General features: G+C 68.0%; 11 protein-coding genes. 2 read left to right on the top strand and 9 right to left on the bottom strand.

The genetic code is table 11. From position 1 onward, the window contains the following. The first annotated feature begins 15 nt into the window (after nucleotides 1–15). Entirely contained in the window at nucleotides 16–534 is a 519-nt protein-coding gene (locus tag EV651_RS27020; RefSeq protein WP_133788052.1) for a cupin domain-containing protein, read from the top strand. A 15-nt stretch (nucleotides 535–549) separates the two neighbouring features. Here EV651_RS27020 and EV651_RS27015 read toward each other — a convergent pair whose 3' ends face one another. Both EV651_RS27015 and EV651_RS27010 read right to left on the bottom strand, forming a co-directional pair. Continuing rightward, entirely contained in the window at nucleotides 550–2,646 is a 2,097-nt protein-coding gene (locus tag EV651_RS27015) for a DUF6351 family protein (protein ID WP_202870528.1), read from the bottom strand. Nucleotides 2,647–2,745: 99 nt separating this feature from the next. Continuing rightward, entirely contained in the window at nucleotides 2,746–3,792 is a 1,047-nt protein-coding gene (locus EV651_RS27010; RefSeq protein ID WP_166658799.1) for a methyltransferase domain-containing protein, read from the bottom strand. Nucleotides 3,793–4,101: 309 nt separating this feature from the next. On the opposite strand from EV651_RS27010, the gene EV651_RS27000 reads away from it, so the two are divergent. Beyond that, the gene (locus EV651_RS27000; RefSeq protein ID WP_133788050.1) at nucleotides 4,102–5,118 is read left to right on the top strand and encodes an alpha/beta hydrolase family protein; all 1,017 of its coding nucleotides are present in this window, start codon (nucleotides 4,102–4,104) and stop codon (nucleotides 5,116–5,118) included. A 20-nt stretch (nucleotides 5,119–5,138) separates the two neighbouring features. Here the strand turns inward: EV651_RS27000 and EV651_RS26995 are convergent, their stop codons facing one another. From EV651_RS26995 to atpA, 7 genes are all read right to left on the bottom strand, one after another. Continuing rightward, nucleotides 5,139–6,053: an SDR family NAD(P)-dependent oxidoreductase gene (locus EV651_RS26995; protein WP_133788049.1), complete on the bottom strand. Its 915-nt coding sequence runs from the start codon at nucleotides 6,051–6,053 to the stop codon at nucleotides 5,139–5,141. Nucleotides 6,054–6,130: 77 nt separating this feature from the next. Further along, complete coding sequence (locus EV651_RS26990; protein WP_133788048.1) at nucleotides 6,131–6,976, bottom strand: helix-turn-helix transcriptional regulator; 846 nt, start codon at nucleotides 6,974–6,976, stop codon at nucleotides 6,131–6,133. Nucleotides 6,977–7,038: 62 nt separating this feature from the next. Further along, nucleotides 7,039–7,470, bottom strand: a complete 432-nt coding sequence (locus EV651_RS26985; RefSeq protein ID WP_133788047.1) for a DUF2550 domain-containing protein — start codon at nucleotides 7,468–7,470, stop codon at nucleotides 7,039–7,041. Between the two features lie 101 nt (nucleotides 7,471–7,571). Continuing rightward, nucleotides 7,572–7,973 (bottom strand): F0F1 ATP synthase subunit epsilon, encoded by a 402-nt coding sequence (locus EV651_RS26980; RefSeq protein WP_133788046.1) that lies wholly within the window; start codon nucleotides 7,971–7,973, stop codon nucleotides 7,572–7,574. Between the two features lies 1 nt (nucleotide 7,974). Then, nucleotides 7,975–9,429, bottom strand: coding sequence for a F0F1 ATP synthase subunit beta (gene atpD / locus EV651_RS26975; protein WP_133788045.1), 1,455 nt, complete (start codon nucleotides 9,427–9,429; stop codon nucleotides 7,975–7,977). A gap of 5 nt (nucleotides 9,430–9,434) precedes the next feature. After that, on the bottom strand, nucleotides 9,435–10,346 hold the full coding sequence (locus EV651_RS26970) for a F0F1 ATP synthase subunit gamma (protein ID WP_133788044.1): 912 nt from the start codon (nucleotides 10,344–10,346) through the stop codon (nucleotides 9,435–9,437). A gap of 6 nt (nucleotides 10,347–10,352) precedes the next feature. Next, nucleotides 10,353–11,990: a F0F1 ATP synthase subunit alpha gene (gene atpA / locus EV651_RS26965; RefSeq protein WP_133788043.1), complete on the bottom strand. Its 1,638-nt coding sequence runs from the start codon at nucleotides 11,988–11,990 to the stop codon at nucleotides 10,353–10,355. Nucleotides 11,991–12,078 lie beyond the last annotated feature (88 nt).

Here is a 12,078-nt window from a genome sequence, read left to right as displayed (position 1 = left end):
CGGGGGAGTAACGAGATGAATCATGTCGAGGCGCCGCCGCTGACCATCTTGCGGCCGGGCGAAGGCGATGAGCGGGATCTCGGGACCATCGGCGTGGTCTTCAAGCTCTTCGGTGAACAGACGAACGGGCAGGTTTCGGTCGTGGAGCACCCGTTCCCGGTCGGCGCCTGCGTGCCGCCGCACCTGCACACGCAGGAGGACGAGTACTCCATCGTCACCGAAGGCGAGATCGGCTTCCGGTCCGGGGACCGGGAGGTCGTCCTCGGCGCGGGGGGTTACATCACCAAGCCGCGAGGCGAGACGCACACCATGTGGAACGCGGGGAAGTCGCCGGCGCGGATGATCGAGATCATCAGCCCGGCCGGCTTCGAACACTTCTTCTGGGCCATGACCGAACTCTCCTCCGAAGGACCGCCCGACCCGGAGGCCATGGCCGCACTCGCCGAAAAGCACGGACTGGTCATCGGCAACGCACCCTGGCTGGACGACGTCATCGCCCGCTACGACCTCACGCCACCGCCTGGGTTCGGCTGATCGAGCGGGTCTGCCCTAGCGGAAGGTCAGCCAGGTTCCGGCCAGAGGCTGCTGGCCGATGCCGGGTTGTGACCAGTCGCAGACACCGCCCGGGAAGATCGCCAGCAGTCTGCGCCACTGTGCGTCCGTGAAGCCCGGGTAGTCCGCTCGCACCGGCTCCCGCAGCTTGCACTTGATCACGTCCGCCGCCACGCCTGCTCCGGCCACCTCGCGCGGGAACGACGCGGACGGGAACAGCTTCTCGCAGCGCGACGCCGGATCCCGGTTCAACGGTTGCGGGACGAAGCCCTCGGGAGCACGGCACCCTTCGACCAGCCCGGACGGTCGCGCCGCCACGATCTTGTCGATCCGCGGCCGGGACGTGGTGTCCGCGGTCAGTTGCGTCAGCCAACGATCCATTTCATCGACCGCGTGCTGCAGCAGCGGGCTCGCAGTGCTGAACAGTCCGTACGTCGCGTCCTCGAGCAGGCTCACCTGGTTGGCCGCCGTACCGTTCGCCTTCTGCAGCCGGGCGCGCATCGAGAACGTGTGGTACCGGACGTGGATGTCGCCGTACGACTGGGTGTCGTAGTACGCCCGGTAGTCGATGATCGGCACGTCCTTCAGTCCGCCCCCGCCGTACGTCAGCCGCCCGGTCCGGTACGCCGTACGCACGGCCTGCGGATCCGCCGCGGTCCGGGACGGCACGAGATTCGCGTCCGCGTCGAACCCGCCGACCCGTTCGTTCAGGTCGAGGAACTGGGCCGGCGTGATGACCCCGGACTTCAGGACCTTCAGCCCGTACTGGATGCCGACGTTGTCGAGCGGCCGGCGGGCGAACCCGGTCGACGGATCCGCGCCGTACGCGTTGATCGTGTGGTCGAAGACGTCGCAGCGGGCGCCGCGTGGGTTCGTCGCGGGGTCGTAGCGTTGCGCAGGCGGGAGATGGGAGCAATTGAGCCGCGGATCGATCCGGTTCGCGCTCACCGCCATACTCGGCAGCGTCGCGTACGTCTGGAAGCCGGCCACCTGACGCTTCTGCTCCTGCGTCCACGTCATCGTCGACCTGGTGAAGTACGAGTCGAGCAGCCACGAGTCGCTGATGAACGAGACGGTGCCGAACCCGACCTCCGGGAACGAGCAGCCGACAATGATGCCGTCGAAGATGCCCGGGTAGTTGTCGGTGATCTGATGCGCCTGGTACGAGCCGCCGGAGCACCCGAAGCCGACCGTGAAGTCCGGCCGTCCGTAGTGCTCGACGAACAGTTCTTTCGTCATCATCGCGGACTCGGCCGCGGTCAGGTCGTTGCAGTTCTGGCCGAACACGTTCAGCGACGACGACATCAGCGCGTACCCGCGACCGAGCAGGAACGCGTCCGTCACCCCGCCGGTCGTCGTACCCGACCGGTACCAGCCGCCGGCGCATCCACCGCCGAGCGTGAAGATCGCCCGGCCGTTCCAGCTCTGGGAACGCCGCGTCGGGGTCGGCGCGGCCGAACGCAGCGGGTCGTGCAGCATGCTCGTCTGGACGACGGCCCGGTTCGCGCTCCCGGTCTCCATGCGCACGATGAACGGATCACCAGAGTCCGTCCTCGCAAGATCCGCCGGGTACGACGTGGCGCCTGCCGGCCACTTCACGAACTGGCCCGCGGTGGTCCGGTAGAAGTAGTCGACCCGCGGCGCGACCGAGCAGTCCGCGTCCAGCGGAGCGCCGAGCGTGCCGCCGATCACCGGAATCGTGAACTTCGCGGTCTCACAGACGAACGGCTGCTCGTGCGGCCCCGAGAACACCGGCCCCTGCCGCGGGTAGTTCCGCACCTCCAGCGTCGTACTGCGTCCGTCCGTCTCGGCGCGGAGGAGGTTCGAGCCGAGCCGCAGGTTCCCGACCAGTCCGGTCAGCCCGTCCCCGTCAGCGGTGAACACCGACGACACGTCCACGCCGTTGAGAGTCACTCGAACGCCGTCATCCGGCGCATCGACATGGACGAGCGCATCCCCACCGGTCACCTTGTCCGGCCGGCTCGACAGGATCTCCAGCTTCACCTCCCGCGACGCCAGCGCCGGAACCGCGGGAAGCACCAGTGCACCGACAAGCAGACCGACAACCAGACGAACCGACCGGGAACGAATCACAGGTCCTCCAAGGCTCAGGCGGCAACAACCTCGCAGACACCGGAAAGCATGTGCTTGTTTATACCCAGATTCGGTGAATGGCTTTCGCACGATCTCATATCAACCCCGAGAAACCTCTGCGACGACGATCACGGGATGCCGTCCGGCGACTGCGACGTCGTACAGCGCCTCGACCCGCCACCCGCCGGGTAGTCCGGTCGCTTGCTCCGGGGTGAGGATCGCGACCAGCCGCCCCTCGAGCACCCGTCGCCAAGCCCGGAGGTACGGCGCGAGGTCGCCGATCGGCACGCGCCGGTTCCACGGCGGGTTCGTGATGATGCGGTCCGCACCGGTACTGAGCGTGCGGCTGTCTGCGCACCTCCACTCCATCCGTCTGCCGGCAGCGTTCGCTCTGGCCGCGGCGATCGCGGCCGGGTCATGGTCCAGACCGACGTACTCCGCCTGCGGCTCGAGCAGCTGCGCCTCGAGCAGCAACGTCCCGGCGCCACAGAACGGATCGAGGACACGCTGCCCGGGTTCGAGCTGCGCAAGGCGGGCCATCGCGGCGCCCACCGGCGGATGCAGGCTCCCCCGCACGGTCCGTCCCCGCCACGGCCGCCGATGGAGTGGTACGGCGTACGGGCGCAGGCCGACCCACATCGTCTTCCCGTCCAGCACGACGCGCCACTCCGAGCGCTCGTCCGGTGGAGCGACGCCGTGTCGTCGCGAGTGGTACCGACCGCCTGTCAGGCGAGCCAACTGCTCCCCGACGAGGTCCTCGACGTCGTAGCGATTGAAGTTCCGCACACCCTGGAACGACGCCGACACCGCGAACGTGCCTCGATCACCTGGCGACTCCATTACCCCGCGAAGCGCATCGGCCGCCCCAGCAAGCGCGGACTTCGTGTGCCCAGGATCCGCAATCGCGGCATACACGACAAACAAATCATCCGCCAACCGTGGCGGCGACCCCGTGATCGACCCCGTGATCGACCCCGTGATCGACCCCGTGATCGACCCCGTGATCGACCTCGTGATCGACTTGGGCGCAGGCTCGACGACCACCTGTCGCTTGCCGACCTCGACCACCCGATGCCCGGCGACGGCCAGTTCCTCGGCCGCCAACCACTCCAACCCCGTGACGGTCCGCACCAGCACCAACTGCATGGAGAATCTCCCGGATAGCACCCGGGAACAACCAACCGGTCACTCCCGCATCGCTGACCGCGGGAAACCTCGAACAGGCCAGCGGAAGCTAGCCCACGCGGAAGAAGTATGTCTCCATGGACGCAGATGATGGCACGCACCGGACGCCGCGGCCCACCGAATTAGTCGACCGCTCGCCGCAGATCACGGACCATCGATCGACGCGAGCGGACGCAGTCTTGAGTAACGACCAGGAATGGTTTCAACTTCAGGTGGTCGTTCGGCGACCTGCGGTGAGCAGAAATCCGTCCCCCGCCCCGGAGGTTTCTCGTGCACGCAAAGCTGTCCTGGATCGGTCGGCGAGCGCTACTCGTCGCCGCTGTGCTCCTCGGAGTCTCCCCCCTCGCGCCCGCGCAGGCGGCTCCACCACCGACCACGGTCACCACGCAGATTGCCCAGGGCGCACCGCGCGGCGCCGAAGTGGTCGCGGTCCGGCACGTCGCCGACCGGCTGACCGACCTGACCGTGCGGTCCCAGGCTCTCGGCAATCGCACGGTCAACGTCCGCCTGCTCACGCCGGACGGCTGGAATCCGGCCGACCGCCGTCAGCACTGGCCGACGTTCTGGCTGCTGCACGGCTGCTGCGGGGACTACACGTCGTGGTCCGGCACGGACATCGCGAAGATCCCGAGCCTGCGCAAGGTCCTCGTCGTCATGCCCGAGGCCGGCTGGAACGGCTGGTACAGCAACTGGTGGAACTACGGCGCCGGCGGAGACCCGGCGTGGGAGACGTTCCACACCGTCGAACTGGCGCACCTGCTGGAACACGACTGGGGCGCAAGCTCGAACCGCGTCGTGGCCGGCCTCTCGATGGGCGGCCAGGGAGCGCTGCTGTACGCCGCGCGCCATCCCGGCATGTTCCGCGCGGCCGCGGCGTACTCCGGCTCGGCCCATCCGCTGCTGAACGACGAGTCGATCAACCGGATCATGGGATTCTTCGCCGGCCAGGGCAACGACCCGCTCCGGGTATGGGGAGACCCGGTGGCGCAGCGCCGGATCTGGGAAGCGCACGACCCGTACTACCTGGCGCACCGGCTCAAGTCGCTGCCGGTCTACCTGTCCTGCGGCGACGGCACCGCCGGACCGTTCGACCCGCCCGGGAAGACGGACGCGCTGGAGGCCGACTTCAACCGTCAGAACCACGCCCTGGCTGCCCAACTCGAGCAGCTCGGCGCGAAACACCTGACGACCAACTTCTACGGACCGGGCACGCACGCGTGGGCCTATTGGCAACGCGAACTGCACGCCTCCCTGCCAATGCTCCTGAAAGCCCTCGACCTGAGCTAGCAGGAACACGTCGGCCGCAACTACCGAGTGGACGGGATGGTGGCGAGTAGGGCGCGGGTCTCGGCGACAACTCGGTCGCTGAATGCGGGATCGCGGACCTGTGTTGAGCCGAGCATGGGCTTGCCGCGTTCGTCGTAGTAGACGCCCGATGCGTCGGAGTCCGCGGTCAGTACGTCGGTGATCACTCGAGCAGCACGCTTGGGCGTGCTCCAGTACTTGATCATCGGCGCCAGCGGGGAGAGCACGTACTTCGACAGGAATACCAGCACCGGCCCGGAGTCGCGGGCGAGGTCGCTGCCGGGGCTGAAGCCCGGCTCTACCGCGTTGAAGCGCAGCCGCGGTGTCTCCCGCGCGAACGCCAGCACCGTGGCCAGGTTGCCTTGCTTCGAGGTCGCGTAGGCGTCGAGGCCGGGTCTCGAGGCGCCGCCCGGCTTCCACTCGCCACGCGCGCTTGCCGCGGCCGAGATGTAGCGGGCGCCCCGAAAGCCTGCCACGACGGCAGGCCTGCGCTCGGGATCCTCGACGCCGGAGCACACGAACACCACATTGGCGCCGTCCGGCAGATGCGGCACGAGGGCCTCCGTGAACGCGAACGGGCCGAGGTGGTTGGTCGCGTAGGTCAGGTCCCAGCCCTGCGGTGTCCTCCGGTCCTCCGGCGACATGATGCCGGCGTTGTTCAGCACACCGGCGATCGGCAGGTCGAGGGCAACGATCTCCGCGGCGGCACGCCGTACGCTCTCGATGTCGGAGAAGTCGGCGACGACCGGAACCGAGTGTCCGCCGCTCGCCTCGATCTGCTGCTCGACCACGGCGAGCTTCGCCGGATCGCGTCCGACGAGCACGACGGTGCCGCGCGCGGCGAGCTCGAGGGCGGTACGTCGGCCGATCCCGGACGTCGGCCCGGTGATGATCCACGATGCGTTCTGCGCTGTCATACGACGAGTCTCGATCGGTGGTCAGTGCTCGAATAGTCGTCCGGTTTTCGTAGGACTGCCAGGGCCAGGACCGGCGCTCACTCCACCAACTGCTGGGTGCCGAGGACGACGGCAAGGGCCAGGCGCTCCGCGTCCTCGGTCCCCGGCTCGGCCGTGTACATCATGAGCCGGACATCGTCAGTGGCGACGAACAGCACGTCGCAGTCGAGAGCGATCGCCCCGACGGCCGGATGGTCGACCACTTTCCGCTTCGACGGCTCGGATCGTGGCTCCGGCTCGTCCCGCGCCCAGAGGTCGGCGAAATGTGGACTGTTCGCGGCGAGCTCGCGGACCAGCGTGCGCAACTGGCGGTCCGCCGGGTAGCGCGCCGCGGTCCGGCGCAGGTCGGCCACCTGCCCGGCCAGCAGCTCCGCCTTCTCCTCCGGCGAATGGACGACCCGGGTACCAGGACCGACGAAGTTGCGCCACAGCGCGTTCCGCTCGAGTCCGCGCCACGCGGTCGTCTCGCCCAGCAATGCGTCGTACGGCGTATTCGCGGCGAGGAGCGTCCACGTCGCGTCGTACACGGCGACCGGTGTGTCCGCCACCCGGTCGAGCAGTCGCTGAACGCTCGCACTGATCCGCGACGGCACGACGTCCGGGCCCGGCGCGGAAAGCCCGGCCAGCTCGAAGAGCAGGTCACGCTCCGGATCGGAGACCCGCAGCGCCCGAGCCAGTGCCTCGACCACCTGCGGCGACGGAGACATCGCCCGGCCTTGCTCCAACCGGGTCAGGTAGTCGGTCGAGATACCCGCCAACCCGGCGAGCTCTTCTCGCCGCAGCCCCGTCGCGCGGCGACGGCTGCCCGGCGGCAAACCCACGGCCCCGGGCGTGACCCGGTCGCGCCACCGACGTACCGCACGGCCGAACTCCCACGCTTCCACCACTCCAGTGTGCTCGTCCACGAGCTCGTTAGCGTGGCCCTGACACTCCTACGACGACCGAGTTACAGGTAGGTCTGGGTGCTCGGTGGAGCGGATTCCATCCAGGCCAGGACGCCGGTGAGGGCTTCTTCGGTCATGGCGAAATGGACGGTGCGGTCGCGGAGGTCGGCGTCGACGATGACGTGGCCGGCGTACGTCACCAGGGGCTCGTTGCCCATCGGGCGGCGGGTGGTGACGCCTTCGAGCTGGCGGCGGTTGACGACGAGTTTCGGCCACCAGGCGAGGCTGAAGACGCGGAACCACTGCAGGTCGTCGCCGACGTAGCGGGCCAGCCCGAGCGCCCAGCCGCGGCCGTGTTCCTTCTCCGCGAGTTGCAGGCTGCAATCAAAAGTTCCGCCGTCCCTGGACAACCAGCGACGGCGGAACGCGACAAGAGCGATGAACAGTACGGCGGCAAGCAGACAGACCCCGATGACGTCGAGGACTGTCCTCATACCTTGCCGACCCCATTTCCGGTGCCCGTGTTCGGTACTTGCCCCGGGCACCCCGGAGAAACCGTGCTGTCAATGACGATATTCGATTATGGCAGGTCGGGTTACGACGTCTGCTCGGCGGCCCGGACCCGGGCCTCGGCGAGTCGCACCTCGTCGGCGTCGGCGTCGGCCAGGCCGGCCGCCAGCGCCTGATCGAGCTCGCGACGCGCCTCTTCGAGGTCGATGTCGTGACCCATCTCGGCGTTCTCGGCCAGGATCGAGACCCGGTCGTTCGCCACCGAGATGAACCCGTCCGGCGCGGCCGCGACGAAGTACTCGTCGTCGACGGTCCGCACCTGGACGGTGCCGCCCTGCAACAGGCCCAGCAACGGCGCGTGGCCGGGCAGGATACCGACGTCACCGTCGGTGGTGCGGGCGATGACGATCTTCGCCTGCCCCTGCCAGACCGTCCGCTCCGCCGCGACGAGGGCTACCTCGAGGTGCTTCGCGGAATCGTCGGCCATCTCAGTTTTCCTTCTGCAGCTCGGCCCACTTGCGCTCGACGTCGTCGAGCGAACCGACGTTGAAGAACGCCTGCTCGGCGATGTGGTCGCACTCGCCTTCGGTGATCTTCTTGAAGGACTCGATGGTGTCCTTCAGCGGCACCGTGGAGCCCGGGATGTTGGTGAACTTCTCCGCCATGTAGGTGTTCTGGGAGAGGAACTGCTCGATCCGGCGCGCCCGCGCGACGGTGATCTTGTCCTCTTCGGAGAGCTCGTCGACACCGAGGATGGCGATGATGTCCTGCAGTTCCTTGTTCTTCTGCAGGATCTGCTTCACCCGGACGGCCACGTCGTAGTGCTCCTGGCCGATGTACTGCGGGTCGAGGATCCGCGACGTCGAGGACAGCGGGTCGACGGCCGGGTACAGACCACGCGACGCGATGTCACGGGAGAGCTCGGTGGTCGCGTCGAGGTGGGCGAACGTGGTCGCCGGCGCCGGGTCGGTGTAGTCGTCCGCGGGCACGTAGATCGCCTGCATCGAGGTGATCGAGTGACCCCGGGTCGACGTGATCCGCTCCTGCAGCACGCCCATCTCGTCGGCCAGGTTCGGCTGGTAACCGACCGCGCTCGGCATCCGGCCGAGCAGCGTGGAGACCTCGGAACCGGCCTGGGTGAACCGGAAGATGTTGTCGATGAAGAGCAGCACGTCCTGCTCCTTGACGTCGCGGAAGTACTCCGCCATCGTCAGCGCGGACAGCGCGACCCGCAGGCGCGTGCCCGGCGGCTCGTCCATCTGACCGAAGACCAGGGCGGTGTCCTTGAAGACGCCGGCCTCCTCCATCTCGGTGATGAGGTCGTTGCCCTCACGGGTCCGCTCACCGACGCCGGCGAACACCGACGTACCACCGAAGTTGTGGGCGATCCGGTAGATCATTTCCTGGATCAGAACGGTCTTGCCGACACCCGCACCGCCGAACAGGCCGATCTTTCCACCCTGCACGTACGGCGTGAGCAGGTCGAGCACCTTGATACCGGTCTCGAGCATCTCGGTCTTGGACTCGAGCTGGTCGAAGGCCGGCGCCTTGCGGTGGATCGGCCAGCGCTCGGCGATCTCGAACTCGGACTCGTCCTGGTTCAGGCACTTGCCGGTCACGGACCACACGCGGCCCTTGGTGACGTCGCCGACCGGCACGGAGATCGCCGCGCCGGTGTCACGCACCTCGGCGCCGCGGACCAGGCCGTCGGTCGGCTTCATGGAGATCGCCCGGACGATGTTGTCGCCGACATGCAGCGCCACCTCGAGGGTGATCGTCTGGCTGAGGTCGCCTAGGGTGATGTCCACCTCGAGCGCGTTGTACATGTCCGGCATCGCGTCCGCTGGGAACTCGACGTCGACGACCGGGCCGATCACCCGGGCGACGCGACCGATGCCGGTGGCACCCGCCTCGTTGTTCTTCTCGGTAACCGTGGCAGTCATCTCTCTCACTCGCTCCCGGCGTTCGCGTCGGCCAGCGCGCTCGCGCCGCCGACGATCTCGCTGATTTCCTGGGTAATTTGGGCCTGGCGGGCCTGGTTCAGGTCCCGCGTGAGCTGCTCGATCAGGTCCTGCGCGTTGTCCGTCGCCGACTTCATCGCCCGCTGGCGGTTCGCCAGCTCCGAGGCCGCCGCCTGCAGCATGCAGTAGTGGATGCGGCTGGCGACGTACTTCGGCAGCAGTCCGTCGAGCACCTCTTCGGCCGACGGCTCGAACTCGTACAGCGGCAGCACGTCGTCGGCCGCCGGTGCTTCCTCGCCCTCGACGACCTCCAGCGGCAGCAGGCGGATCACGTCCGCGCGCTGGGTGAGCATCGACACGAACCGGGTGAAGACGATGTGGATCTCGTCCACGCCGCCCTCCTCGGTCGGGGTCAGGAAGGCCTCGATCAGCGCGTCGGCGATCTCCCTGGCCCGCGCGAAGCTCGGGTTGTCGGACTCACCGGACCACGACTGCGCGATCTCGCGCTGCCGGAACGTGTAGTACGCGATGCCCTTGCGGCCGCTGACGTACGGAACGATCTGCTTTTCTTCCTCGCGGAGCAGCTGGTTCAGCCGCTCCCCTTCGCGGATCACGTTGGCCGAGTAGGCACCGGCCTGACCGCGGTCGGAGGTGATCAGCAGCACCGCGGCACGGCGCGGGTTCTCCTTCTCGGTGGTCAGCGGGTGGTCGACGTTCGAGAACGTCGCCACCGCCGACACGGCGCGGGTGAGCTCACGCGCGTACGGACCGGCCGCCTGGGCGCGTTGCTGCGCCTTGACGATCCGGGACGCCGCGATGAGCTCCATCGCCCGGGTGAGCTTCTTGATCGTCGAGACCGAGGCCTTGCGATCGCGAAGCTCCCGCAGATTGGCTGGCACGGTCGATCAGCCCCGCTTCTGCTTGACGATCTGCTCCTGCTCCACGTCGCCCTCGTCCATCGCCTCGGCTTCCGCCTCGGTACCGAGCAGCGTGCCCTCGGAGGTCTGGAACGTCGGCTTGAACGCCGCCAGCGCCTCGGTGACGGCCTGTGCCTCGTCGTCGCCGAACAGCCCGGACTCACGGATCGCCTCGAGCACCTTGCTCTCGCGGCGCAGGTAGTCCAGGAAGTCCCGCTCGAAGCGGAGCACGTCGTCCACCGGTACCTCGTCGAAGTGGCCCTTGGTGCCGGCCCAGATGGAGACGATCTGGTCCTCGACCGGGTACGGCGAGTACTGCGGCTGACGGAGCAGCTGCACCAGGCGCTGACCGCGGTCGAGCTGGCGCCGCGAGGTGGCGTCCAGGTCGGACGCGAACATCGCGAAGGCCTCCATCGCGCGGAACTGCGCCAGGTCGATCTTCAGCGAGCCGGACACGTTCTTCATGCCCTTGACCTGCGCGGCGCCGCCGACCCGGGAGACCGAGATACCGACGTCGATGGCCGGCCGGATGTTGGCGTTGAACAGGTCGGACTGCAGGAAGATCTGGCCGTCGGTGATCGAGATGACGTTGGTCGGGATGAACGCCGAGACGTCGTTGGCCTTGGTCTCGATGATCGGCAGACCGGTCATCGAGCCGGCGCCGAGCTCGTCGGACAGCTTCGCGCAACGCTCGAGCAGGCGGCTGTGCAGGTAGAAGACGTCACCCGGGTACGCCTCGCGGCCCGGCGGGCGGCGCAGCAGCAGCGACATCGAGCGGTAGGCCTCGGCCTGCTTGGTCAGGTCGTCGAAGACGATCAGCACGTGCTTGCCCTGGTACATCCAGTGCTGGCCGATCGCCGAGCCGGTGTACGGCGCGACGTACTTGAAGCCGGCCGGGTCGGAGGCCGGGGAGGCGACGATGGTGGTGTACTCCATCGCGCCGGCCTCTTCGAGCGCACCGCGGACCGACGCGATCGTCGAGCCCTTCTGGCCGATGGCGACGTAGATGCAGCGGACCTGCTTCTTCGGGTCGCCGGACTCCCAGTTCGCCTTCTGGTTGATGATCGTGTCGACCGCGATCGCCGTCTTACCGGTCTTGCGGTCGCCGATGATCAGCTCGCGCTGGCCACGGCCGATCGGGATCATGCCGTCGATCGCCTTGATACCGGTCTGCAGCGGCTCGCGGACCTCCTGGCGCTGCATCACGCCGGCAGCCTGGAGCTCGAGCGCGCGGTCGCCCTCGAGGCCCTGGATCTCGCCGAGGCCGTCGATCGGCTTGCCCAGCGGGTCGACGACCCGGCCGAGGTAGCCCTCGCCGACCGGCACCGACAGCACCTGACCGGTACGGCGGACCTGCTGGCCCTCCTCGATCCCGTCGAACTCACCGAGGACGACGACACCGATGTCGCGGACGTCGAGGTTCAGCGCGATACCCCGGGTGCCGTCCTCGAACTCGAGCAGCTCGTTGGTCATCACCGAGGGCAGGCCCTCGACGTGCGCGATGCCGTCACCCGCATCGACGACAGTGCCGACCTCTTCGGCGGCGGTGTCGGCCGGTTGGTACTCGGTGACGAACCGATCCAGGGCGTCCCGGATCTCCTCCGGCCTGATCGTGAGCTCAGCCATTGTGTTTCCTGCTTCCTTGACCCTTGCTGGCCTGTTGTGGCTCTAAGAGGCTTTCCCGACCCTTAGCGCCGCTGTATGTCGTTAAGGG

This window comes from Kribbella sp. VKM Ac-2571, from assembly GCF_004362255.1.
In the GTDB taxonomy this organism is placed as follows: domain Bacteria; phylum Actinomycetota; class Actinomycetes; order Propionibacteriales; family Kribbellaceae; genus Kribbella; species Kribbella pratensis.
The sequence above is the reverse complement of the archived record's forward strand: the minus strand, read 5'-3'. Positions and strand labels throughout refer to the sequence as shown.

Coding starts and splice junctions, on each gene's coding strand:
- EV651_RS27020 (WP_133788052.1), top strand. CDS start 16: ATGAATCATGTCGAGGCGCCGCCGCTGACCATCTTGCGGCCGGGCGAA.
- EV651_RS27010 (WP_166658799.1), bottom strand. CDS start 3,792: ATGCAGTTGGTGCTGGTGCGGACCGTCACGGGGTTGGAGTGGTTGGCG.
- EV651_RS26995 (WP_133788049.1), bottom strand. CDS start 6,053: ATGACAGCGCAGAACGCATCGTGGATCATCACCGGGCCGACGTCCGGG.
- EV651_RS26985 (WP_133788047.1), bottom strand. CDS start 7,470: ATGAGGACAGTCCTCGACGTCATCGGGGTCTGTCTGCTTGCCGCCGTA.
- EV651_RS26980 (WP_133788046.1), bottom strand. CDS start 7,973: ATGGCCGACGATTCCGCGAAGCACCTCGAGGTAGCCCTCGTCGCGGCG.
- atpD (WP_133788045.1), bottom strand. CDS start 9,429: ATGACTGCCACGGTTACCGAGAAGAACAACGAGGCGGGTGCCACCGGC.
- atpA (WP_133788043.1), bottom strand. CDS start 11,990: ATGGCTGAGCTCACGATCAGGCCGGAGGAGATCCGGGACGCCCTGGAT.